Source organism: Methanolobus sediminis (assembly GCF_031312595.1).
In the GTDB taxonomy this organism is placed as follows: Archaea; Halobacteriota; Methanosarcinia; order Methanosarcinales; family Methanosarcinaceae; genus Methanolobus; species Methanolobus sediminis.
This window is the reverse complement of the sequence record NZ_CP133592.1, coordinates 2,024,984-2,044,855: the sequence shown is the minus strand read 5'-3', so window position 1 is coordinate 2,044,855 and position 19,872 is coordinate 2,024,984. Positions and strand designations below refer to the sequence as shown.

The following is a 19,872-nucleotide window of genomic DNA, read 5'->3' as shown; positions in this document are numbered from 1 at the left end:
CAGATAAGGATGATATTGCAAATATCAAACTTACCTGAAAATATATTGGGAGCAGACTGTTATGAGAACGGTTGTGAAACTGGGGGGAAGCCTGATAAGACACTCGGCTTCTATCATTAGTGCCCTTGAGGAATATTTTGGAACTTGCGGACAGGGAGACGACCATTCTATTTTGATCGTCCCGGGTGGTGGTGTGTTTGCTAATTCAGTCAGAGACATCAGTGAAAAATGTTCTATTGGTGATGATGCCGCTCACTGGATGGCAATTCTTTCCATGGAACAATACGCATACTTCCTGATAGATAAGACAGGTATCAACTCCGTAGAAAATATACATGAATTTCCTGCAGGTGTTTCTGTGCTTATGCCATATAAAATGCTGAAGGAAACTGACAGGCTACCACATTCATGGAACGTCACATCTGATACAATAGGGGCATGGATCGCAAAAGAGACAGGATCACGTTTTGTTAAAGTGACTGATGTTGATGGTGTGATTGCAGATGATATCATTCAGAAATGGATGACTGCCCTTGAACTTTCAAGAATGGGAGTTACATGTATTGACAGTTCACTACCCGGATTTCTGATGGAGAATATGATGGACTGTGTCGTGGTCAATGGAATGTATCCGGAAAGGGTCATTGATGCCGTTATTGGAAAAAATGTAATTGGCACTCACATCAAGGGGAATATTTAAATTATATACTGCGTATGTACTGAAATCACTGACATGCTGATTTTCAGTATTATATTGATCATATATTACTCACAGTAAGGAGATTTTAAATGGCAAATAAAGTTGATAATTGTACTACATGCAACAAGAGCCTTGTGGAAACAGGTTACGTACGTTTCCCATGCCCTGTTTGTGGTAATGAGCTTGGAAGATGTGCAAGCTGCAGGCAGCAGAGCAATCCATACGAATGCCCAAAATGTGGCTTTAAGGGAGCATAAGGTGAGCTAAATGGGCGAAGTTGCAGCAACAATGAAGATTATGCCAACTGGCGTGGATGTAGACCTCGAGAAACTTAAGGACGATGTTATCGCAGCACTTCCAGAAGGTGCAGAATACGGTACACACGAGATACAGCCAATTGCATTCGGACTTAAGGCAATCGTCATGGTCGTCATTGTAGGTGACGGAGAAGGCGGTACCGAAGCAGTAGAAGAAGCCTTTGCGGCAGTAGAAGGCGTCGAGAGTGTTACAGTAACAGATGTCGGAAGACCTGTTTAAACCTCTCAACCACTCTTTTTTTTATTAATTTTTTAACTTTGTAACTTTATTGGGCTTGTAGATCAGAGGGAGATTGTCACGTTCGCAACGTGAAGGCCGCGGGTTCAAATCCCGCCGGGTCCATGAGCAAACAGCATTTAGATCTTTAAGATATAATGTAGTGCCCACTAGAGTTACACCGGAAATTCATATTATAAGTTGACCTCTACTTATCCTACCCTATATAAGAAACACATCCCATAGACACATACATAACTAATTTTGCACTGATATAAACCTGGCATATCATTATAATAAGTATTATAATACACCAAACTATACATATATTTAAATATAATAAAAATAGCAGCTATAATTATACACCAATAAAAAACAGACAAACGGGTGCAATCCAAAACCAGTTTTAAAACAAAATAGGGGTAGTATAATGATAAAAACAAAAAACATATGGCTGCTAACTTCCATATTTATCATTTTTACATTTGCATTTTCAGGCATAACTAATGCCAATGAGAATAATATGACAAGAATACTTTATGTAGACCAGACCATAGATGTTGGTACTGTCAACTTTTCAAACGATACAGAATATCTCTACGTCACATATGAAACCACAGGAGATTGGACTATTCAGAAACTTAGCCTTGGAATCTCAAATAGTTTTAACAGTACGCCAATTAACAAAGGTGGCAATATAGTCTACGGACAATTCGATTACAGGGACGTTATTGAAGAAACCACCATATATACATATGAGATTCCACTTGAACCATATCTGCCTGCTGAAAATAATACACTGTACATTACAGCATCTGCAATGGTCAATAATGGTCGTAATGAAGTGGCCTGGGCAAATGGAACAATAATCAACGAGCGGACCAGTGATGCAACCTATTTCACATATATCATATCAAAAACAGATGAAGCGGATGAAGAAAATCCGGATGATTTGAAGATTAGCATCAATAAGACTGCCGATTTCAACGATGAGAATGATGATGGATATGCCCAGGAAGGGGAGAATATCACATATAAGTTCATGGTAGAGAACACAGGAAACGTTACACTGACAGATGTGAATGTAACTGATCCAATGTTCACACCCAGTGAGATAGAAGCACCAAACGGGTTCAATGGAACTCTTCTGCAGGGAGAGAATGTAACATACATTATCAACTACACACTGAGCCAGACGGACATAGAAGCAGAATGGGTGAGCAATACAGCAACCGCTGCGGGCATAAGTCCAAGGGGTACAATTGTCACTGATACGGATACCGTGGACTTCGAGATACCAGTGAAAGAAGGGGGCGGCATTACTGAAGAAAATCTGGATGATTTGAAGATTAGCATCAATAAGACTGCCGATTTCAACGATGAGAATGATGATGGATATGCCCAGGAAGGGGAGAATATCACATATAAGTTCATGGTAGAGAACACAGGAAACGTTACACTGACAGATGTGAATGTAACTGATCCAATGTTCACACCCAGTGAGATAGAAGCACCAAACGGATTCAATGGAACTCTTCTGCAGGGAGAGAGTGTAACATACATTATCAACTACACACTGAGCCAGACGGACATAGAAGCCGAATGGGTGAACAATACAGCAACAGCTGCGGGCATAAGTCCAAAGAGTACAATTGTCACTGATACGGATACCGTGGACTTCGAGATACCAGTGAAAGAAGAGGGCGGCATTACTGAAGAAAATCCGGATGATTTGAAGATTAGCATCAATAAGACTGCCGATTTCAACGATGAGAATGATGATGGATATGCCCAGGAAGGGGAGAATATCACATATAAGTTCATGGTAGAGAACACAGGAAACGTTACACTGACAGATGTGAATGTAACTGATCCAATGTTCACACCCAGTGAGATAGAAGCACCAAACGGGTTCAATGGAACTCTTTTGCAGGGAGAGAGTGTAACATACATTATCAACTACACACTGAGCCAGACGGACGTAGAAGCAGAATGGATGAACAATACAGCAACAGCTGCTGGCATAAGTCCAAGTGGTACAATTGTCACTGATACAGATACCGTGGACTTCAAGATACCAGTAAAAGAAGATGATGGCAGTACTGATGAAGAGGAAAAAGAAGACGAAGGTAGTGGTAACTCAGGTGGATATGGTGGTTCATCTGGCTCTGTAAGTTACAGCAGAGAAGTAACAACAACTGATGACAAAAACAGATTCTTCAGTGTATCTGATATTGCAGAAGAGAATGAAACTGTAATGTCAATACCTGACCCTATACCGGAACCTTCTCAGCAGGAGTCATCCATTCCTGATCTCAGTGTACTCAAAAACCTACCCTGGTACATAGTCTGGTTGCTTCTGAGTGCTATTTGTGTAATGTCCGGTTACGGACTGACACAGCCATAAGGATCAAACGCATAAGAATCCCTCTTTTCAAAAGAAAAAGAGGGAAAAATCCTTTTTTTACTTGTTACCATAGATTCCTTCTGGTTTTTACTATTTATCCAAAGAATAAGATTTGTCACTTCAGACATAGCTTTTTATATTTATCCGGCTTATCACAACATAGACAGTTAACTTACTTGCGGGTTAAGAAAGGGATAATTTCATCTGGCTACTTCTTTTAAGTTAATCGTTAACAAGAGAGCGTCGTATAGATTGCGGGAGAGAGGTTCCCGTCTCAATGAAAACTGCTATAGCATCACAACAAAATGCCCGCCAGGCATTATACAATCATCTGTATCCAGTAGTTGTGACTATGTTCAGCTGCAACAATTGTAGACTTGATAAGAATCAAAATTGAACGAATCGTGCGAATGATCTTGACCCGAAGATAACTGATCAAATAAACAACAAAGGAAAATAAATATGAGAGACGATAGAAGCAGTGGTTTCAGAGGCGGTTCAAGAGACGGAAATGGCAGAGATGGCGGATTCAGAAGAGGTCCAGGCGGCAGCGGTGGAAACCGTGGCGGCAATGGCGGTGGCAGAGGAGGAAACTTCAGGCAGAACAGCGGCCCAAGAGAATTGCACAAGGCAACCTGCTCAGACTGTGGACAGGAGACAGAAGTCCCATTCAAGCCAGCAGAAGACAGACCTGTTTACTGCAGGGAATGCTTCCAGAAGCACAGACCAAAGAGATACTAAAACATTTATCAAATATCAGAACAAGGGGCAGAGTTTTTACTCTGCTTCAATCTGATATCCTTGTTTATCCTTTTTTTCAGATTTAAAATCTTTAACCCTAAACATCCGTAGGTAAACCATCATTGCCATACAAATAACTAATATATTGCATGGCGTTCATCCATCCATTACGATAATGAGGGAATTATTTCCAGGAAATCAGGTTCGTAAGCCTGCATGTATTCTCATTTCGGAAATACCCCACAACTTTAATGTATGGAGAAGTGTCGGCTGAATCGCCTGAATGTGAAATGTGTCACCACCCTTCTGCAGAAGGATTTACTACTCATGTCATTACTCCTTCAGAAGCATTCACGCCACTTAACCTGTCAGCAGAGATTTGTGAAGAGTGCCATACAAAACCCCCACCATGTAATCTATGAAGAATAGGACGAGTACAACAATAGTGACTATGATCCTATTTCAATGAAAAGCCACTCCGAATCCTCTGTAACTGCAATTGCCATATCAATATCAAAGAGGAAAATAATAAATTAGATCGATTCTGAGTCATCAGTCTGCTTTTCGGGCTCAGGTTCAAGGGCAGAATATATACGACTGACACCTTCCATGACCTTGAAGCCTTTTCCGGTTATCATATAGTCACCTCTTTCGTGCCGCTGGATGATCATGCCCTTTTCAACAAGTTTCTGAAGATGGAACAGAAGATTTCCACCTCTAAGACCAGTCAGGCCTGAAAGAACAGAGAAACTCTTAGTTTCAGCGGAGATTGCCTTGAGAATCTCAAATCGTTTCTGATGACAGAGAGGTTCCAGTATATCAGTGACAACCTCTTCTGGAGGAAGCTGGCTAAGATCCTGGCGTTTGTCCTTATTGGTCTCATAGATGCGCATGGAACGCATGAGAGTTACCTGTCTGGAAAGAATATCAGATGCTTCTGCAAAGCAGATATCACATTTATCGTAAGGCACCATTGTACGAAGCTGTTTTAATTCAAGGCGATTTTCCTCTATTGCAGCCTCGTGTACCGTTCCGTTTTTTATAAGACCTGCGTTTTTCTGCAGTACATTTGAAAGGAGGGTCTTGCAGTCACCACGCATCTCACACTTTTTGACCATATTCTTTTCAAGCCCTTTACTCGCATCATCCATAAGATGCCTTACAATAACGCCGGAGTAGTCATCTTTTACATTTCTTATGACTGAATCAATATACTGGTGATTTGCCGAGTCCATGAATGATCTGATGTCATTATGAATATCAGAAAGCATGTGCTTGATATCATCCAGCTCTGACTCATATTCGGAATCCTGACTCATACACATATATAGGGAATTATTGATTAAAAGGTTTCTGCATATCACTATAAAGTTAGTGTAGTGTACTGAAGAATACTAAGTATAGTACAGTGCAGATTAAGTATATATCAAAGACTATCATATTAGATATTGCTGATACGCTCCGGAGAAAAGCAGCAACAATAAACCTAAAAAAATATTACAAAATTAAGGAGACAGGAAAATATGAGCGTAAAAGAAGATATACACAGCCAAATCGTCGGTGGACTTGCAGATGCAACATTCCCGATTGAGACACCTGAAAAATTACTTGCAGCATTCCCTGCAGGAGCAGACACAACCTGCAAATCAGGAGATGTATCAGTGACAGCAGGTGAAGCAGGTGGACTTCTCACGGCAGAAGACTTTCCATTCAAAAATGCAACAGAAGTTGCAGATATAATCGTAGAGAGAGCAGGACTTTAAAATACTGTCCAATTTTATCTTTTTTTTGGCACATTTTGCCATAAACTGTATACATTATTTTTCAAAAGGTTTTTTTTAGTAACAAACAGATTCAATGTAGGGTAAAGTGATACTAAAATGGACCTTACACTTTTCACAGAAATAGAAATTATCTTCGGACTGTCAATATCCATACTCCTGTTATTCCACAGATTGCATTTGTCCCCTGTGCTTGGCTTTTTAGTAACAGGGATCATTACTGGCCCTTATGTGCTGGGTGTTATCCAGGATACTGAGCAGGTAGAGATACTTGCAGAGATTGGAATTATCCTGTTGCTTTTCACAATAGGAGTTGAAATGTCCATAAAGGAACTTTGGGACATTAAAAGATTCGTGCTGCTAGGAGGAGGACTACAGGTGGTACTTACCTCAGCAATAGTCTATTACATTTCCCGATATGGCGGATATAGTTTCAGCACCTCGATATTTCTTGGATTCCTTGTATGTCTTAGCAGTACGGCAATAGTTCTTAAACTGCTTCAGGAAAAAGGGGAAATGTACACACCATACGGTAAGATAGCCCTTGGCATCCTCATATTTCAGGACATAGTTATCGTCCCGATGATATTGCTTACACCCATACTTGCAGGAGTATCTTCCACTTCCGGTGACAGCCCATTCATATTTATCCTGAAAGGCATTGGAATAATGCTTTTTGTGATTATCAACGCAAGATGGATAATGCCTTTACTGCTGTTCAGAATTGTAAAGACACGTAACAGAGAACTTTTCCTTGTGACTATAATCTTTACTGTTTTGGGAACTGCATGGCTTACTTCCAATGCCGGACTCTCACTGGCACTGGGAGCTTTCCTGGCAGGCCTTATCATATCCGAATCAGAATACAGCCACCAGGCCATAGGTAATATGATGCCTTTTAAGGATGTATTCATGAGCTTTTTCTTTGTATCCATAGGAATGCTTCTGGATGTTAACTTCTTTATAAATAATATTACCATTCTGCTTGTACTTGCTGTCGCAGTGATATTGATAAAATCAGTTGCATCAGGACTTGTTACATTCCTTCTTGGCTACCCACTCAGAACCACAATCATAACAGGAATGGCACTCGCCCAGGTAGGAGAATTCTCATTCGTATTGTCTAGTTACGGCAAGGAATACGGACTTCTGAACGACAGCTTATACCAGAGTTTCCTTGCAGTCTCCATAGTCACAATGGCTTTAACACCCTTTGTCATGAGCTCTTCACACACAATCTCACATGAAATCCTTAAAAAGACAACTAATCGCGTACTGATCAACGGCATTTACTCAAAGAGTATGGAAACTGCAGAAGAGGAAGAAGAACTACATGATCACCTGATTATCATAGGTTACGGCTTCAATGGAAAAACCCTTTCAAATGCTGCAAGGACAGCAGGCATTCCTTACGTGATAATTGAAACTAATCCTGAAACAGTACGCAAAGAAAGACAGATGGGAGAAACTATCCACTATGGGGATGCCACTCATGAGATCGTACTTGATGCCGCAAACATAAAATCTGCAAGAATACTGATCGTTGGGATTTCAGATTTCATTGCCACCAGAACAATAGTACAGGTTGCTAGAAGAATGAATCCTGAATTATATATTATCGCAAGGACACGATATATGACTGAGATAAAGGCACTCAGCCAGATGGGAGCAAATGAGGTTATTCCTGAAGAATATGAAACATCCGTAGAGATATTCAGTCGTCTTCTTAAAAAATATCTTGTACCCGAAGAAGAGATCTACAAATTCACAACAGAGATACGTGCAAACGGATATTCTATGTTGAGAAGACACTCCTTTGAGGGAAAAAAGGAAGATTTTAACCTTAAAGATGAATTACCAGGTGTTGATGTCACATCTTTCAAGATCAATGAAGATAGTGCCCTAAATGGATGCACTCTTAAAGAGGCAAATCTCAGGAATATATATGGTACAACCGTACTGGCCATCAAAAGAGGAGACAGTATTATTGAAAATCCCACAGGTGACACGTTGCTAATGGCAGGTGACCAATGTATAGTACTTGGAAAGCCTGATAGACTATGCCAGCTGAGGATATCTCTTGAAGGAGAAATAGAAGGTTTGTCACAGAGCTGTACCGTCTAATTCAGAAACTCAGACAGTGACAGAAAAATCACAAAATATCGATTCATCACATTTATAGATAGAGCAGAATGAGATTCTATCGAATTTACTTACGAAAAAGGTAACAAGATTCCGGTATAAATATTCGAGCCAAGATTTATAACATTTAATGATGACTATTGACATATAAAAAAGTATTGGAACATAAATACATATTCTGCAATCAAGTTGTGAAAATGACCCAGAAATACTTTCTGCTCACCAAGTATCAGAAAAAATAATAGAATATGTAGATTACATGCGTTTACCTTATATGGGAGAAAATTAGAGCATTAATTGAACAGGAAGACCTCACAGAAAGGTCTGAAAAACAATAAATCAATTAATGGAGAATAAAATATGGAATGGAAGCTGTCTAGAAAGACGCAACAGCGTTTCAGACATTTCAGAGTCTGGAAAGATTTCGAACAAATTGATGCAAAGCCCGAGAGCTACAAATGCATGGCATCAAAAAAATCGACTTGCGCTGTAGGATTTTTAAGACCTTCCATCAGTACAATGTACTAGTGAACAAAACATAAAGACTTACTCTTATCTGCTGACAGGTGAGAGAAATATTTCTATTTTACTGTTCTCAATGAAAAATACTAAATTGATATAAGCTGTAAGCTTATTTAATGTTCAGAAAACATAGTGAATCTGATTACAAAGAAGTGCTTCCCGGAATCAAGATGAAAACAATCGTCTACGGGGAAAAAACCCTGATGACTGAGTTTTTATTACAAAATGGAAGCCACTTACCTTCACACGAACATATTCATGAGCAAACTGGTTACATGGTGTCCGGGAAAATGATACTGACCATAGGTGATGAGACTCATGAAGTAAATGCCGGGGATTCATGGAATATACCATCTAATGTCTCACATGAAGCAAAGGTAATTGAGGATTCTGTTGCTGTTGAAGTGTTCTCTCCATGCAGGGATGAATATCTTGACTGATTTTAATTAAGTTTCCATTAAAACTTATTTTTAATTCTTTTATGACGTTACTTTTTCATAATGTCCGATTATTACTTTAGAAGAATACTATATATTTGCACAGATACAAGTAAGGTTTATGTAGTAATTAATCACACATAAGAATCCGGTGTATGATTACTCATACAAGAATCGACTTGTAAAAACCATACTGAATTGAAAGGTGAAAAAATGAAAGACACATGGGAAAAAGTCTTTGAATATGCATCTTCCCCACTTCATGGAACAATGTCCAGGAAACTCAGGGAAGGAGTAAACATTCAGGTCAATGAAGGAAAAGTTTACTCTAAAGTAGTCCTTTTCCTTGGGGAACAGTTCGTACGTGTTACAGAGGATGAAGGCGGTCAGAAAATAAACACATACTATGACTGGGAAAAGATCGAATCTGTAAGAACATATAGTAAAGGAGAGTAAACATTCTTTATTATAATCCCGAATAATGGATAATGGAATTATCCATTTATTTTTTTTGGATATTTAATGATTTCATTAAACGGATATTTCATCTTTCAACTGCTCATAGCAACGTACAAGTAAATCAGGACTTGCCTTCATTTCGATAATATTAAAATCAAAAAGCCTTGCAAATTCTTCTACCATGGATTCGAACTGCTTCTCATAACAAAGTCCTGTGTCCATTTTAGCCACATTCTTATATCCTGCATAATCAAAAACGAACTTTGAGAGCTTGATATCATCCGGATCAGGAGTCATACCTGCAGATACAACCATCTCACGCCAGTGAGCTGCCCACATAGGTGTCATGAAAAAGGTACCCACACCTTTAAAACTCTTAAGTTTCTCAAGATATGCAGCCCTGCTACCAAGCACGGCACCAATGCAGTCATCTATCACATCCCCGTTATCCTCTTTCAGAATCCGAACCGGACAGGCAAGATCAGCAAGTTCAGTATCAACCTTTCCAAGAACATTTCCGCAAAGACCATAAAAAAGGAGGATGCCATCTGAATATTCTGCCATCTCACGTGCCTTGCCATAAACAACCTCTTTGAGATGCTCAGGCGTGGCATGCAAAGCAAGCTCAAGCATTTCCACAACAAGAATAAGAGTTTCCGTTTCTTGCAGAAAATCTGAGAGCCTGTTTTCTTTTACCAGAGTAAAATTGCAACCCGAATCCTTCAGTTTAGCCACAAGCCCGCCGCAATCTGCATTATCAACTACTAACAGATCCTTTATGGAATCGTCAGTCTCAACAATATGAACTATCTCATCCTCAAACATCCTACAGGCAATGAAAGTAAGTACAGGCATTTGTCCACACTCTCCATAAAAAGAAATGTGATTTTATCTGAAACCACATTGTATTAGAAACTACTCCTTTGATAGATGAACAGGAATCGTTCAAATCAAACCGATAAACGGAAATATGAACTCACATCTCAAATCGAGTGACTACTCCATGAAGTTTGTCAGAAGGAAGCTTGTAAAACTGGACAAACGAAGGAGATAATTTCTTCATCAGGGCAAATATCCTCCAGATTATATTGTCAGTAATAATTTCTTCTTCACCATAAAATATAGTGCGCTCATCTATTCCTTCAGTTTTAAGAATCTCAACCAGATCGATGACTTCCATATATCCCATCTTGATCTCAAATACACGCAGACCTTTTGAGATTTCTTCTTTAAACATTTTAGAAATACCGAACGGTTCTTCACTCAGGGAAATCGAAATTACGACATTGTCTTCATAAATGATCCCATTATCAAACATCGTATGTGTAATGTACTGAGGAACAAAAGACATGTCCCGTGCAAAGAAAAGAGCTGTTCCTTTTATTTTAGATGCTCTCATGTAAAACGCATTATACTCCTTGAGAAAATCATTGAGCTCCATTGGTTTCAGCAATCTGTATAGTCTTTTCTGCCCTGAAGTATAGATCAGTATCATACTGAGAAGGATAGCTGCTATGGTAATTGACCAGTAGCCCCCATGTGGGATCTTGTACATATTAGCCAGGAGGTACACAAAATCAACAACAGTCACAAGGAATGCAATTGCTGACTTCAACATATCTTTTCTTATATAAAAGATCAAAGTCATCATAATTCCTGTTATTACCATACTTCCGGTTACAGTCAACCCATATGCTGCAGCTAGTTTATGAGATTCCTTGAATTCATACATAACAAATAATACGGAGATCAGAAGTAACCAGTTTACTACACTAATGTATATCTGGGATTTCATTTCTTCTGAAGTATAGTCTATCTTCAAAAGAGGAGCAATCCTTGTGCTTATTCCCTGATATACTATTGAGAACATGCCACTTATCATAGCCTGTGAAGCTATAATAGTGGCAAGGACACTAAGAATCAGGAAAGGAATATATATTACAGGTGCCTGCTGGTAAATCATTTCAAACAAAACATTGGTTGATTCAGGATTACGAAGCATGAATGCTCCCTGACCCAGATAATTCAGAACCAGTGCTACAAATACTATTTTCCATGCTTTTACGATTGGTTCTTTACCCAGATGCCCCATATCTGCATAAAGCGCCTCACCACCTGTTGCACAAAGAATTACTTCAGATAATACAAAAAAACCTGTCCATCCGTTAGTTAGAACGAATTCAACTGCATAATAAGGATTTATGGCTTTTATCACTTCAGGCGTAGAGAAAATAGAAATAACACCAGAAAAAGCAAGTGTAGCAAACCATATAACCATCAATGGCCCAAAGACCCATGTTATCTTTTCAGTACCTTTCCTTTGAATTGAAAAAAGACCTATTGCAATGATTCCGGCAATCAAAATCAATGTGTTCTGGGTAATGGATTCAAGGCCCGGAATCACACGCAATCCTTCCACAGCACTTAAAATACTGATTGCGGGAGTGATAACACCATCACCCAAAAGGAAAGATATACCCACATAAGATAAGAATGTAATAACAGTTACCGATCTGCCGGATTTGAGCAGCGGAACAAGAATCTCTTTTAGTACAATGGTTCCGCCTTCACCTTTTTTACCCAGACTCATTGCAAGCCAGGAATATTCTATTGTCACAAGTATGATGAGTGTCCAGAAAATAAGAGAGAGAACACCCAGTACGTGTTCTTCTGTAAGCTTAGTAATGATGAATATAACTGTGAGAGTATATATTGGACTTGTACCGATATCTCCAAAGACAAGGCCCATGGAGTTAATTATCCCTCTGAAATCTATGTTTTTAATCATAGAATGATTTCCTGTAATTGATGTACTCCCTGATAAATACAAGGCTAATACAAAAGCATTTGGTTTAAAATGCATGTTATAGTTTATCTCATAGCTTCAAAAACTTCATTTGTTTGAAATACCGATAAAATCAGTAGATTCTCTGCGAAAATGTAATAACTTTTAATAAAGAAGTATAAAATAAAAGATATGAGAAATTATGAGCTATCTTTACCTGGCATTTGCCATCATTTTTGAGATATGTGGTACAACATGCATGAAACTTTCTGAAGGCCTGACAAAGCCTCTGCCATCCATACTTATTTTTGTATTCTATGGAATAAGTTTCATATCGTTCACTATTGCCCTGGAAAAAATTAATGTCAGCATAGCCTATGCAATATGGGCAGGACTCGGTGTTGCCATGATATCCCTTATAGGTCATTTTGGATTTGGCGAACCCATGCCCCCTATCAGAATTGCATTCCTGGCTCTCATTATAATAGGCGTGATAGGGCTGCACCTGAGCAGCAGTGTAAACTGAAAAACTCAGGAATTCCTAAGCATTTCTTTTTTGAACATCCCATACTCATCAAAACCTCTGTATATCAGGACAAGCACACCCAGAAGTACATTCACCATGGTTGTAACATATATTGCAAGCATGATGGCAATCTGATATTTTATTGCAACAAGAGGGCTTGCACCGGCAAGAATCTGACCGGTCATCATTCCAGGAAGGAAAACTATTCCAATTGTAGCCATGTTTGCAATTGTAGGCTTTAGTGCAACCCTGATGCTTTTACGAAGATAAGGAACAAGTGCCTCGGTCTTTTCAGCACCCATTGACAGGCGAAAGAGATATCTATTCTCATTCCTCTGTATCTCGCTACAGAAATTTTCCATTCCAATTACATTGGCTTTAAGAGAATTGCCCAGCACCATGCCAGCTATGGGTATGAAATATCTTGCATCAAAAAGATCAGTAAGGTCTATTATGAATTTATTGAAGTAGAGCAACATAGCATAATTTGTCACTGCCATGAAAATAGTAAGCAATGGCAGCAGACTTCGTGTTTTCAATTCCGCATTTTTCAGAACGGTGTGCGAAGCCACAAAAACCATGACAAGCACCCACACAATATTGAGTATTGGATTATTCAGGTCAAACACAAAAGTTAGAAAAACACCTACAAAGAGTAGTTGTAGAACCATTCTTACTGCACTTTCAAGAGTTGATGAAATGAGCTTCAGACCCAGATAATAGCTTATTAGAACCGGTATAAGGAGCAGGAAGAATGAAAAAAATATGCCTTCAAGACTGATATCATACGTTACCATCAGTTCACACCACAAGAGAAATCAATTACCTTTATTGCTTTACTTTCCCATTCCCTGTCATGGGAAATTGCAAGAACTGTCCACTGCGGGTTATCAAAAAACATATCCACAACTTTCTGTTTCAAATCTGCATCAAGCTCCGCTGTAACTTCATCAAGAAGGAAGATCCCTTTGCCTGAAAGCAGTGCCAGTACAAGAACTACTCTTTGTTTTTCACCGCCAGACAGCTTCGTATATTCTTTATTCAGTATGTCAGGGGAAAGAGATAACTCATAGAGGATTTTCTCAATATCACTCCTTCCATTATTACTTTTGTTAGCTTTAAATGAAAATACCTCATCAACAAGATCATTTACCTTTCCTTCAGCTATGTCTGTGTCCTGGGAAACATAAGCAACTTTTTTTCTGATATCCCATATATTACTGGCATCAACCGATATACCTTCAAGAGATATGTCACCAGAATCATACTTTCCAAATCCCATAATCATTCTGAAAAGTGTTGATTTTCCAATTCCGGATTTTCCTTTTATCAGTATCTTCTCTCCTTTTGCAACTGCTAAATTAAAATCGGAAAGAATTGTTTTTCTATCATAACTAACAGAAAGCTTTTGAATATCCAATAGCCCCATTGTGATTTACTCCAGTAATACGAATCCATTATTTACGTTATTGCCATAAGCTGTATGTGGATATAACCTTCCAATATAGAATATTGGGTTCTATTTACATAATATAGCTCAGATATATATAGAGCTATTACTTACTAAGTTGCGGGTTGGTCTGACATATACTTACAACTCTGCCCCCGATAAGAAGCCAACCCAAAATCTCTTTTGCAGAATAAATCACAGACCTTTATTTCTTGCTTAAACTCTTTAAATGAAAACACACATAAGATAGAACATGAGCAAGAATTCACTTACAGAAGGACAAAAAGCTCCTGATTTTTGTCTCCCAGACCAGGATGAAAACAATATATGTCTCAAGGATCTTGAAGGTAAATGGGTAGTTCTCTACTTCTATCCTAAAGATAATACATCAGGATGTACAAAGGAAGCACAGGATTTTACAGCCCTGAAAGCTGATTTTGAATCCGAGAATGCAGTAATTCTTGGAATCAGCAAAGATAGTATAAAATCCCATATAAAATTCATTGAGAAAAAGGAACTTGGAATCACACTTCTTTCAGACGAAAGTACCGACATCCATCAACTTTACGACGTATGGAGATTGAAAAAGAATTACGGCAAAGAGTATATGGGAACCGTAAGAAGTACTTTTCTCATTGACCCTGAAGGCAATATTGCAAAGATTTGGGATAATGTAAGAGTAAAAGAGCATGCTGAGAAGGTGCTTGAAGTTTTGAGAGAGATGAAAAACTAGATCTTTTTTGCTTTTTTTGATGGTACATCTGCGGAGAAATAAAAGCAGGTGTGCTAGTTAATTTTTATTGATTTAAAAAAAGAAATGCATCCCCGGGCTAGGGGGATGCATATGGTTTATTCTTTGTATTTAGGCGAGATTAAGCATCTGGAGTGGTTACTGTAGTAGCGCCTGCTTCAATCTCTACAGAATCAACAGTTAGAGCTGGAATGCATATCCTGTGCCATCAGCTACACCTGTGTATACTACAGTATAGTTACCATCACTGTTGTCAGTAAAGCCGGAGAATGGTGAACCTGAGAAGTCCACTGCTGATCCACCGTCTATTACTACTGTAAAGTCGGTTGCTACATAACCCGTGAGTGCATCGCCTGCTGCATTCTGAACAGTTACATTCAGGGTTACTTCCTTGCTACCAACTGCTCCCAGTGTCTGACTGGTTATTCCAGATGTTGTAGCACTTGGAGTAGTATCCGTAGCAGCCCTATTTACAGTCAAATTATATGTTTTGGTAGTAATTCCATCCTCTGCGGCTACTACAACTGAAATTACAGTTGCTTCCCCAGCAGCTTCAAGTGTTACAGATTTTGCAACTGCACTGGTTGCAGCTTCTCCATTGATCATCAATGATGCGTTAGAATCTGATAATGTAGCTGTAACATCGATTGAACTTATATCATATGTCACATTGACAGTATAATTTGTTGTACCTGAGCTAAAAACTGGGTTTAATGATCCAGAACTCACTGCTAGAGCACTAAGATCTGCATCATTGTTTAGTAATGAAGTGAACCTTGCAGTTGCTTCATTACTCGTAAGTTTTGAAGTGTTAGTTGCATTTGCAGTGAAATCATATGTGCCTGAACTGCTTATTGCTTGTGTACCCAGAGCCAGTACAATTGTCTGGTCCTTGTTTATATCGACATTAGAAATGGTCAGTATGTTACCATTATATGCAGCATTGACATTAGTTGCAACTGTTGCAGCTGCGCCTGCAATGGTAAGATCATCAGTATCAGCTATAGTAAATCCAGTTGGCACGGTAATATTAACCATTCCATTGGTAAGTCCTTCACCAAGTGTATATGTTATTACCATGTCAATATTATTGTTATAAATTGCAGATGTAGGTGAGAGTGAAAGACTACCACGAGCTGTCCTCTCAGTAGGAATTACACCAGTGACATTTATAGTTCCGGCGACAGTCACATTTGCTTCTGCAATAAGTTCTAGTTCCTCATTACCAAGGTTGTCAATGTCCGAACCTTCAGCACTTCCCTCTACCGTAATTTCAGGAAGGCCTGTAGCAGTTGCATTTATTACCACCCTGGATGGTTCAGTGAGACTGACACCACCTGAAATATTTCCTGCAATGAACTGGAAAGTTGAATTTTCAGCATCAATTTCTACTCCATCGCTGACATTTCCTGATATGAAGTTAAATGTTGCATTTTGTGCAGACATGATAATGCTGTCTGCATCGCCATATTGGTTCCAGGTATGAACGCTGACTGCCTGGATATCAACAGTACCCCGACGGTTGCATAGTTGTAAACCGTGGCACTTGGTGTGTTTACAGTTAGGTCACCATTTACAGTAAGTCCTGCTGGAAGTGTAATAGTACCGTCAATAGTTCCTGTAATTGTTAGGTCGCCGGAGATGGTTCCATTAGGTTCGGTATAGTCACCATATTCTGGCTTATTGAGTGTCCTGCTCACATCAGGGCTGGTAGACGATGAACTGGAACTACCACCACTTGAAAAATGAGGGGTAACACTATAAGTTTCATAATCTTGAGTGGTGGTTACATTATCTGTACCTTCTGATGAAACACCAGCATCTGACAAATCCCCAGATGTGCCACCTTCAATGTTCTCAGCTGTGTTAGAAGAATCAGAGTTGGGGCTTAAAGACTCTGTATCATTTATTTGATCATCTGAATTAGAATCCAGACATCCACTTGACATTATTATAGCTGACATCAATAGCATTAACAGCACTAGAAGTAGGCTATAATATTTACTTGATATATGATTATTTTTTTTATTATATCCTCAACCACATAAATAAATTAAATGAAATACACATATACAGTTCCAGGAGTATAGCACACAATGTATATAATTATAATGATGAGAAAAATATAATTTGTATATACAATCAAATAGAGGAGCGGCCATAGAATAGCAATAGGTGATGCGGATTTTAAATACCAATCAAGGCCATATCCCACCTCTTAGAGTTGAGTTTGTATAATGGCTGAAAATAAAATAACTTGTGCCAATATTTCTTTGCACTATTTTGCATAGAACTTAAATCTGCTATAATTATAGTATTGTTCAGCAATTCCTTAATTGCTTTATGCCATATTATAAACATACTGATAAATTGAAATCAGTCACAAAGTATAATGAACATAATGCTAAAAAATAGTGAATAATCAAATTATATTGGCAACACATGCCTTATTTTTGTAAATATAATGAGATAACCCATTATCAGCATTAAAAGTGATATTATCCATGCCCATCTGAGAATTCTACCAAGATTCTCAGGTTGCATCATTTTTAGAAAAAAACGATCGACCGCATTTGGTCGATCTTGTGGAACATCATTCATAAAAAAAGATTATCAAAGGATTATCCTTTGATCCTCTTGAGTCTGAAGGTGTTTTCCCTCTCCATCTCTTCGAGACGGAGCCTAATGAAGACCTGTGCTTCCTGAAGTTCAGGTATGACCTTGAACTCGAGAGCATTGACACGCCTTTTTGTCTTCTCGATATCATCAAGAAGCTTTTTCATGGTTGTCTCTATCTCTGCTGCAAGGATGATCTTTTCTACGAGATCCTCATAAGCATCTGCTGCCTCATCGGTGTATGAACTGGTACCAAGGATACCATAACCTCTTTCGTTTATGGATTTCTTGACACTGGATGACTCGATCTTTGGAACGACAACACCCATGATGTTACGGCTTTCCAGCTCAATCTCAGGCTTGCTCTGAAGTGCAAAAGCTGTGGATTTGACGGTAATAGTACCGTCAACAGCGTTTGCAATACCGATCTTACGGGAAGCTTCTGCATAGGCGGCATCCAGCTCAGATCTGACATCCTTAGCCTTGCTGAGAATCTCAAAGAACTCAAGGATAAGACCATCCCTCTTCATTTTAAGCAGCTTGTGACCACTCTGAGAGAGCTTGATCTTCTTCTTGATCTCAATAAGTTCTGATCGAGTTGGTTTTACATCTTTCACGCCCATGTTGGATCACCTTTCAGTTAGTTGCTCTTGTGAGCAGGGTGGTACTTCTCGATATACTTGTTATCGATCCTGGTAAGCAGAGCTTCCGGAAGCTCAGAAAGAATGTCCCAGCCAACCTGGAGAGTGTCTTCAATTGACCTGTCTTCATCCCTTCCCTGACGTACGAATCTGTCTTCGAACAGGTCAGCGAATTCGAGGATTTTCTGGTCCCTCTCGGACAATGCCTCTTTACCTACGATAGCCACGAGACCTCTGAGGTCACGACCTTCTGCATAACCAGCATACATCTGGTCAGATACTGCTTTGTGGTCATCTCTGGTCTTTCCTTCACCGATACCTGAGTTCATCAGACGTGAGAGTGATGGAAGAACATTGATTGGTGGGTAGATACCCTTCATATGAAGTTCTCTGGAAACTACGATCTGACCTTCTGTGATATATCCTGACAGGTCAGGGATCGGGTGAGTGATATCGTCACCAGGCATGGTGAGAATTGAGAACTGAGTAACTGATCCTTTCAAGCCTTTGATAACACCTGCACGCTCGTAGAGTGATGCAAGGTCAGTGTACATGTAACCTGGGTAACCACGTCTACCTGGTACTTCTTCACGGGCTGCACCCATCTGACGGAGTGCTTCACAGTAGTTTGTGATGTCAGTAAGGATAACAAGTACGTGCATATCGTGTTCGTATGCAAGGTACTCTGCAGCTGTAAGGGCCATCCTTGGTGTGATGATACGTTCTACAGCAGGGTCGTCTGCAAGGTTAAGGAAAACCACAGCTCTTTCAAGAGCACCGGTCTTCTCGAAGTCCTCCATGAAGTACTGGGCTTCTTCGTTTGTAATACCCATTGCAGCAAATACTACTGCGAAAGGTTCATCGGAACCTGGAACTTTTGCCTGACGTGCGATCTGAAGAGCGATCTCGTTGTGTGGAAGACCTGATCCTGAGAAGATAGGAAGCTTCTGTCCACGAACGAGAGTGTTTGTTCCGTCAATGGTAGAGATACCTGTCTGGATAAAGTCCTCTGGTGGCATCCTTGAATATGGATTCATTGATGCACCGTTTACATCTACTCTGTCTTCAGGAACGATGCGTGGTCCACCATCAAGTGGTTCACCTGCACCGGACAGGATACGACCGAGCATGTCCTTTGATACAGGGAGCTTAATGGTCTCACCAGAGAACACTACACCAGACTCTTCGTTGAGTCCACCTGTACCTTCGAATACCTGAACTGCTACAACGTCAGCTGAGGTATCAAGAACCTGACCTCTTTTTGTTGTTCCGTCAGGAAGATTGATGTGAACGAGTTCATTGTAACCTACAGGTTCTGTCTTCTCGAGGAAGATCAAAGGACCTGCGATTTCTGTAATCGTCTTATATTCCTTGGTCATT

The 19,872-nt window shown here is 39.5% G+C and carries 20 protein-coding genes and 1 tRNA gene; 12 read left to right on the top strand and 9 right to left on the bottom strand.

Annotated elements, in window-relative coordinates:
• Positions 1–61 precede the first annotated feature (61 nt).
• The 6 genes from RE474_RS10140 (at position 62) to RE474_RS10115 (ending at position 4,382) form a co-directional block, all read left to right on the top strand.
• Positions 62–700 carry an amino acid kinase family protein gene (locus RE474_RS10140; RefSeq protein WP_309310255.1) on the top strand — a complete coding sequence of 213 codons (639 nt, stop codon included), beginning with the start codon at positions 62–64 and terminating at the stop codon, positions 698–700.
• 89 nt (positions 701–789) lie between these two features.
• Positions 790–957 carry a zinc finger domain-containing protein gene (locus RE474_RS10135; protein WP_309310254.1) on the top strand — a complete coding sequence of 56 codons (168 nt, stop codon included), beginning with the start codon at positions 790–792 and terminating at the stop codon, positions 955–957.
• Between the two features lie 10 nt (positions 958–967).
• On the top strand, positions 968–1,237 hold the full coding sequence (locus RE474_RS10130; protein ID WP_309310253.1) for an elongation factor 1-beta: 270 nt from the start codon (positions 968–970) through the stop codon (positions 1,235–1,237).
• Positions 1,238–1,288: 51 nt separating this feature from the next.
• Positions 1,289–1,360, top strand: a tRNA-Ala gene (locus RE474_RS10125).
• A gap of 304 nt (positions 1,361–1,664) precedes the next feature.
• Positions 1,665–3,641: a CLIPPER-2 domain-containing protein gene (locus tag RE474_RS10120; RefSeq protein ID WP_309310252.1), complete on the top strand. Its 1,977-nt coding sequence runs from the start codon at positions 1,665–1,667 to the stop codon at positions 3,639–3,641.
• Between the two features lie 462 nt (positions 3,642–4,103).
• A complete protein-coding gene (locus tag RE474_RS10115) occupies positions 4,104–4,382 on the top strand; it encodes a CxxC-x17-CxxC domain-containing protein (protein ID WP_309310251.1) in 279 nt (92 codons plus the stop codon).
• A 533-nt stretch (positions 4,383–4,915) separates the two neighbouring features.
• Here the strand turns inward: RE474_RS10115 and RE474_RS10110 are convergent.
• A complete protein-coding gene (locus RE474_RS10110) occupies positions 4,916–5,701 on the bottom strand; it encodes a winged helix-turn-helix domain-containing protein (RefSeq protein WP_309310250.1) in 786 nt (261 codons plus the stop codon).
• A gap of 204 nt (positions 5,702–5,905) precedes the next feature.
• On the opposite strand from RE474_RS10110, the gene RE474_RS10105 reads away from it, so the two are divergent.
• The 4 genes from RE474_RS10105 to RE474_RS10090 all read left to right on the top strand — a co-directional run bounded on the left by RE474_RS10105 (position 5,906) and on the right by RE474_RS10090 (position 9,720).
• Complete coding sequence (locus RE474_RS10105; RefSeq protein WP_309310249.1) at positions 5,906–6,145, top strand: MTH865 family protein; 240 nt, start codon at positions 5,906–5,908, stop codon at positions 6,143–6,145.
• Positions 6,146–6,262: 117 nt separating this feature from the next.
• On the top strand, positions 6,263–8,287 hold the full coding sequence (locus RE474_RS10100; RefSeq protein ID WP_309310248.1) for a monovalent cation:proton antiporter family protein: 2,025 nt from the start codon (positions 6,263–6,265) through the stop codon (positions 8,285–8,287).
• Positions 8,288–8,943: 656 nt separating this feature from the next.
• Positions 8,944–9,267 (top strand): cupin domain-containing protein, encoded by a 324-nt coding sequence (locus RE474_RS10095; RefSeq protein WP_309310247.1) that lies wholly within the window; start codon positions 8,944–8,946, stop codon positions 9,265–9,267.
• A 210-nt stretch (positions 9,268–9,477) separates the two neighbouring features.
• Positions 9,478–9,720, top strand: coding sequence for a hypothetical protein (locus RE474_RS10090; RefSeq protein ID WP_309310246.1), 243 nt, complete (start codon positions 9,478–9,480; stop codon positions 9,718–9,720).
• 75 nt (positions 9,721–9,795) lie between these two features.
• On the opposite strand, the gene RE474_RS10085 is transcribed toward RE474_RS10090, so the two are convergent.
• Together RE474_RS10085 and RE474_RS10080 are read right to left on the bottom strand one after the other, a co-directional pair.
• Positions 9,796–10,578: a DUF1638 domain-containing protein gene (locus RE474_RS10085; protein WP_309310245.1), complete on the bottom strand. Its 783-nt coding sequence runs from the start codon at positions 10,576–10,578 to the stop codon at positions 9,796–9,798.
• A 121-nt stretch (positions 10,579–10,699) separates the two neighbouring features.
• A complete protein-coding gene (locus tag RE474_RS10080; RefSeq protein ID WP_309310244.1) occupies positions 10,700–12,511 on the bottom strand; it encodes a KUP/HAK/KT family potassium transporter in 1,812 nt (603 codons plus the stop codon).
• A 199-nt stretch (positions 12,512–12,710) separates the two neighbouring features.
• Here RE474_RS10080 and RE474_RS10075 point away from each other — a divergent pair, with 199 nt between their 5' ends.
• Complete coding sequence (locus RE474_RS10075; protein WP_309310243.1) at positions 12,711–13,034, top strand: DMT family transporter; 324 nt, start codon at positions 12,711–12,713, stop codon at positions 13,032–13,034.
• Between the two features lie 5 nt (positions 13,035–13,039).
• Here RE474_RS10075 and RE474_RS10070 read toward each other — a convergent pair whose 3' ends face one another.
• The gene (locus tag RE474_RS10070; RefSeq protein ID WP_309310242.1) at positions 13,040–13,831 is read right to left on the bottom strand and encodes an ABC transporter permease; all 792 of its coding nucleotides are present in this window, start codon (positions 13,829–13,831) and stop codon (positions 13,040–13,042) included.
• Positions 13,831–14,463 carry an ABC transporter ATP-binding protein gene (locus RE474_RS10065; RefSeq protein ID WP_309310241.1) on the bottom strand — a complete coding sequence of 211 codons (633 nt, stop codon included), beginning with the start codon at positions 14,461–14,463 and terminating at the stop codon, positions 13,831–13,833. The genes RE474_RS10070 and RE474_RS10065 overlap by 1 nt, the downstream gene beginning before the upstream one ends.
• Before the next feature lie 274 nt (positions 14,464–14,737).
• Between RE474_RS10065 and bcp the strand changes: the two genes are divergently transcribed.
• The gene (bcp, locus tag RE474_RS10060) at positions 14,738–15,217 is read left to right on the top strand and encodes a thioredoxin-dependent thiol peroxidase (protein ID WP_309310240.1); all 480 of its coding nucleotides are present in this window, start codon (positions 14,738–14,740) and stop codon (positions 15,215–15,217) included.
• Between the two features lie 198 nt (positions 15,218–15,415).
• On the opposite strand, the gene RE474_RS10055 is transcribed toward bcp, so the two are convergent.
• The 4 genes from RE474_RS10055 to RE474_RS10040 all read right to left on the bottom strand — a co-directional run bounded on the left by RE474_RS10055 (position 15,416) and on the right by RE474_RS10040 (position 19,871).
• The gene (locus RE474_RS10055; protein WP_309310239.1) at positions 15,416–16,681 is read right to left on the bottom strand and encodes a cadherin-like beta sandwich domain-containing protein; all 1,266 of its coding nucleotides are present in this window, start codon (positions 16,679–16,681) and stop codon (positions 15,416–15,418) included.
• A complete protein-coding gene (locus RE474_RS10050) occupies positions 16,624–17,208 on the bottom strand; it encodes a hypothetical protein (RefSeq protein ID WP_309310238.1) in 585 nt (194 codons plus the stop codon). The genes RE474_RS10055 and RE474_RS10050 overlap by 58 nt, the downstream gene beginning before the upstream one ends.
• A 648-nt stretch (positions 17,209–17,856) precedes the next feature.
• Positions 17,857–18,474: a V-type ATP synthase subunit D gene (locus tag RE474_RS10045; RefSeq protein ID WP_309310237.1), complete on the bottom strand. Its 618-nt coding sequence runs from the start codon at positions 18,472–18,474 to the stop codon at positions 17,857–17,859.
• A 17-nt stretch (positions 18,475–18,491) separates the two neighbouring features.
• Positions 18,492–19,871 (bottom strand): ATP synthase subunit B, encoded by a 1,380-nt coding sequence (locus RE474_RS10040; RefSeq protein ID WP_309310236.1) that lies wholly within the window; start codon positions 19,869–19,871, stop codon positions 18,492–18,494.
• Position 19,872: the final 1 nt, after the last annotated feature.

What these genes read in the sequence shown, in the direction of transcription:
- RE474_RS10120 (WP_309310252.1), top strand. Translation starts at nt 1,665, where the DNA reads ATGATAAAAACAAAAAACATATGGCTGCTAACTTCCATATTTATCATT.
- RE474_RS10065 (WP_309310241.1), bottom strand. Translation starts at nt 14,463, where the DNA reads ATGGGGCTATTGGATATTCAAAAGCTTTCTGTTAGTTATGATAGAAAA.
- RE474_RS10140 (WP_309310255.1), top strand. Translation starts at nt 62, where the DNA reads ATGAGAACGGTTGTGAAACTGGGGGGAAGCCTGATAAGACACTCGGCT.
- bcp (WP_309310240.1), top strand. Translation starts at nt 14,738, where the DNA reads ATGAGCAAGAATTCACTTACAGAAGGACAAAAAGCTCCTGATTTTTGT.
- RE474_RS10070 (WP_309310242.1), bottom strand. Translation starts at nt 13,831, where the DNA reads ATGGTAACGTATGATATCAGTCTTGAAGGCATATTTTTTTCATTCTTC.
- RE474_RS10135 (WP_309310254.1), top strand. Translation starts at nt 790, where the DNA reads ATGGCAAATAAAGTTGATAATTGTACTACATGCAACAAGAGCCTTGTG.
- RE474_RS10045 (WP_309310237.1), bottom strand. Translation starts at nt 18,474, where the DNA reads ATGGGCGTGAAAGATGTAAAACCAACTCGATCAGAACTTATTGAGATC.
- RE474_RS10050 (WP_309310238.1), bottom strand. Translation starts at nt 17,208, where the DNA reads ATGCTATTGATGTCAGCTATAATAATGTCAAGTGGATGTCTGGATTCT.
- RE474_RS10085 (WP_309310245.1), bottom strand. Translation starts at nt 10,578, where the DNA reads ATGCCTGTACTTACTTTCATTGCCTGTAGGATGTTTGAGGATGAGATA.
- RE474_RS10130 (WP_309310253.1), top strand. Translation starts at nt 968, where the DNA reads ATGGGCGAAGTTGCAGCAACAATGAAGATTATGCCAACTGGCGTGGAT.
- RE474_RS10055 (WP_309310239.1), bottom strand. Translation starts at nt 16,681, where the DNA reads ATGTCTGCACAAAATGCAACATTTAACTTCATATCAGGAAATGTCAGC.
- RE474_RS10115 (WP_309310251.1), top strand. Translation starts at nt 4,104, where the DNA reads ATGAGAGACGATAGAAGCAGTGGTTTCAGAGGCGGTTCAAGAGACGGA.
- RE474_RS10090 (WP_309310246.1), top strand. Translation starts at nt 9,478, where the DNA reads ATGAAAGACACATGGGAAAAAGTCTTTGAATATGCATCTTCCCCACTT.
- RE474_RS10080 (WP_309310244.1), bottom strand. Translation starts at nt 12,511, where the DNA reads ATGATTAAAAACATAGATTTCAGAGGGATAATTAACTCCATGGGCCTT.
- RE474_RS10105 (WP_309310249.1), top strand. Translation starts at nt 5,906, where the DNA reads ATGAGCGTAAAAGAAGATATACACAGCCAAATCGTCGGTGGACTTGCA.
- RE474_RS10100 (WP_309310248.1), top strand. Translation starts at nt 6,263, where the DNA reads ATGGACCTTACACTTTTCACAGAAATAGAAATTATCTTCGGACTGTCA.
- RE474_RS10075 (WP_309310243.1), top strand. Translation starts at nt 12,711, where the DNA reads ATGAGCTATCTTTACCTGGCATTTGCCATCATTTTTGAGATATGTGGT.
- RE474_RS10040 (WP_309310236.1), bottom strand. Translation starts at nt 19,871, where the DNA reads ATGACCAAGGAATATAAGACGATTACAGAAATCGCAGGTCCTTTGATC.
- RE474_RS10095 (WP_309310247.1), top strand. Translation starts at nt 8,944, where the DNA reads ATGTTCAGAAAACATAGTGAATCTGATTACAAAGAAGTGCTTCCCGGA.
- RE474_RS10110 (WP_309310250.1), bottom strand. Translation starts at nt 5,701, where the DNA reads ATGAGTCAGGATTCCGAATATGAGTCAGAGCTGGATGATATCAAGCAC.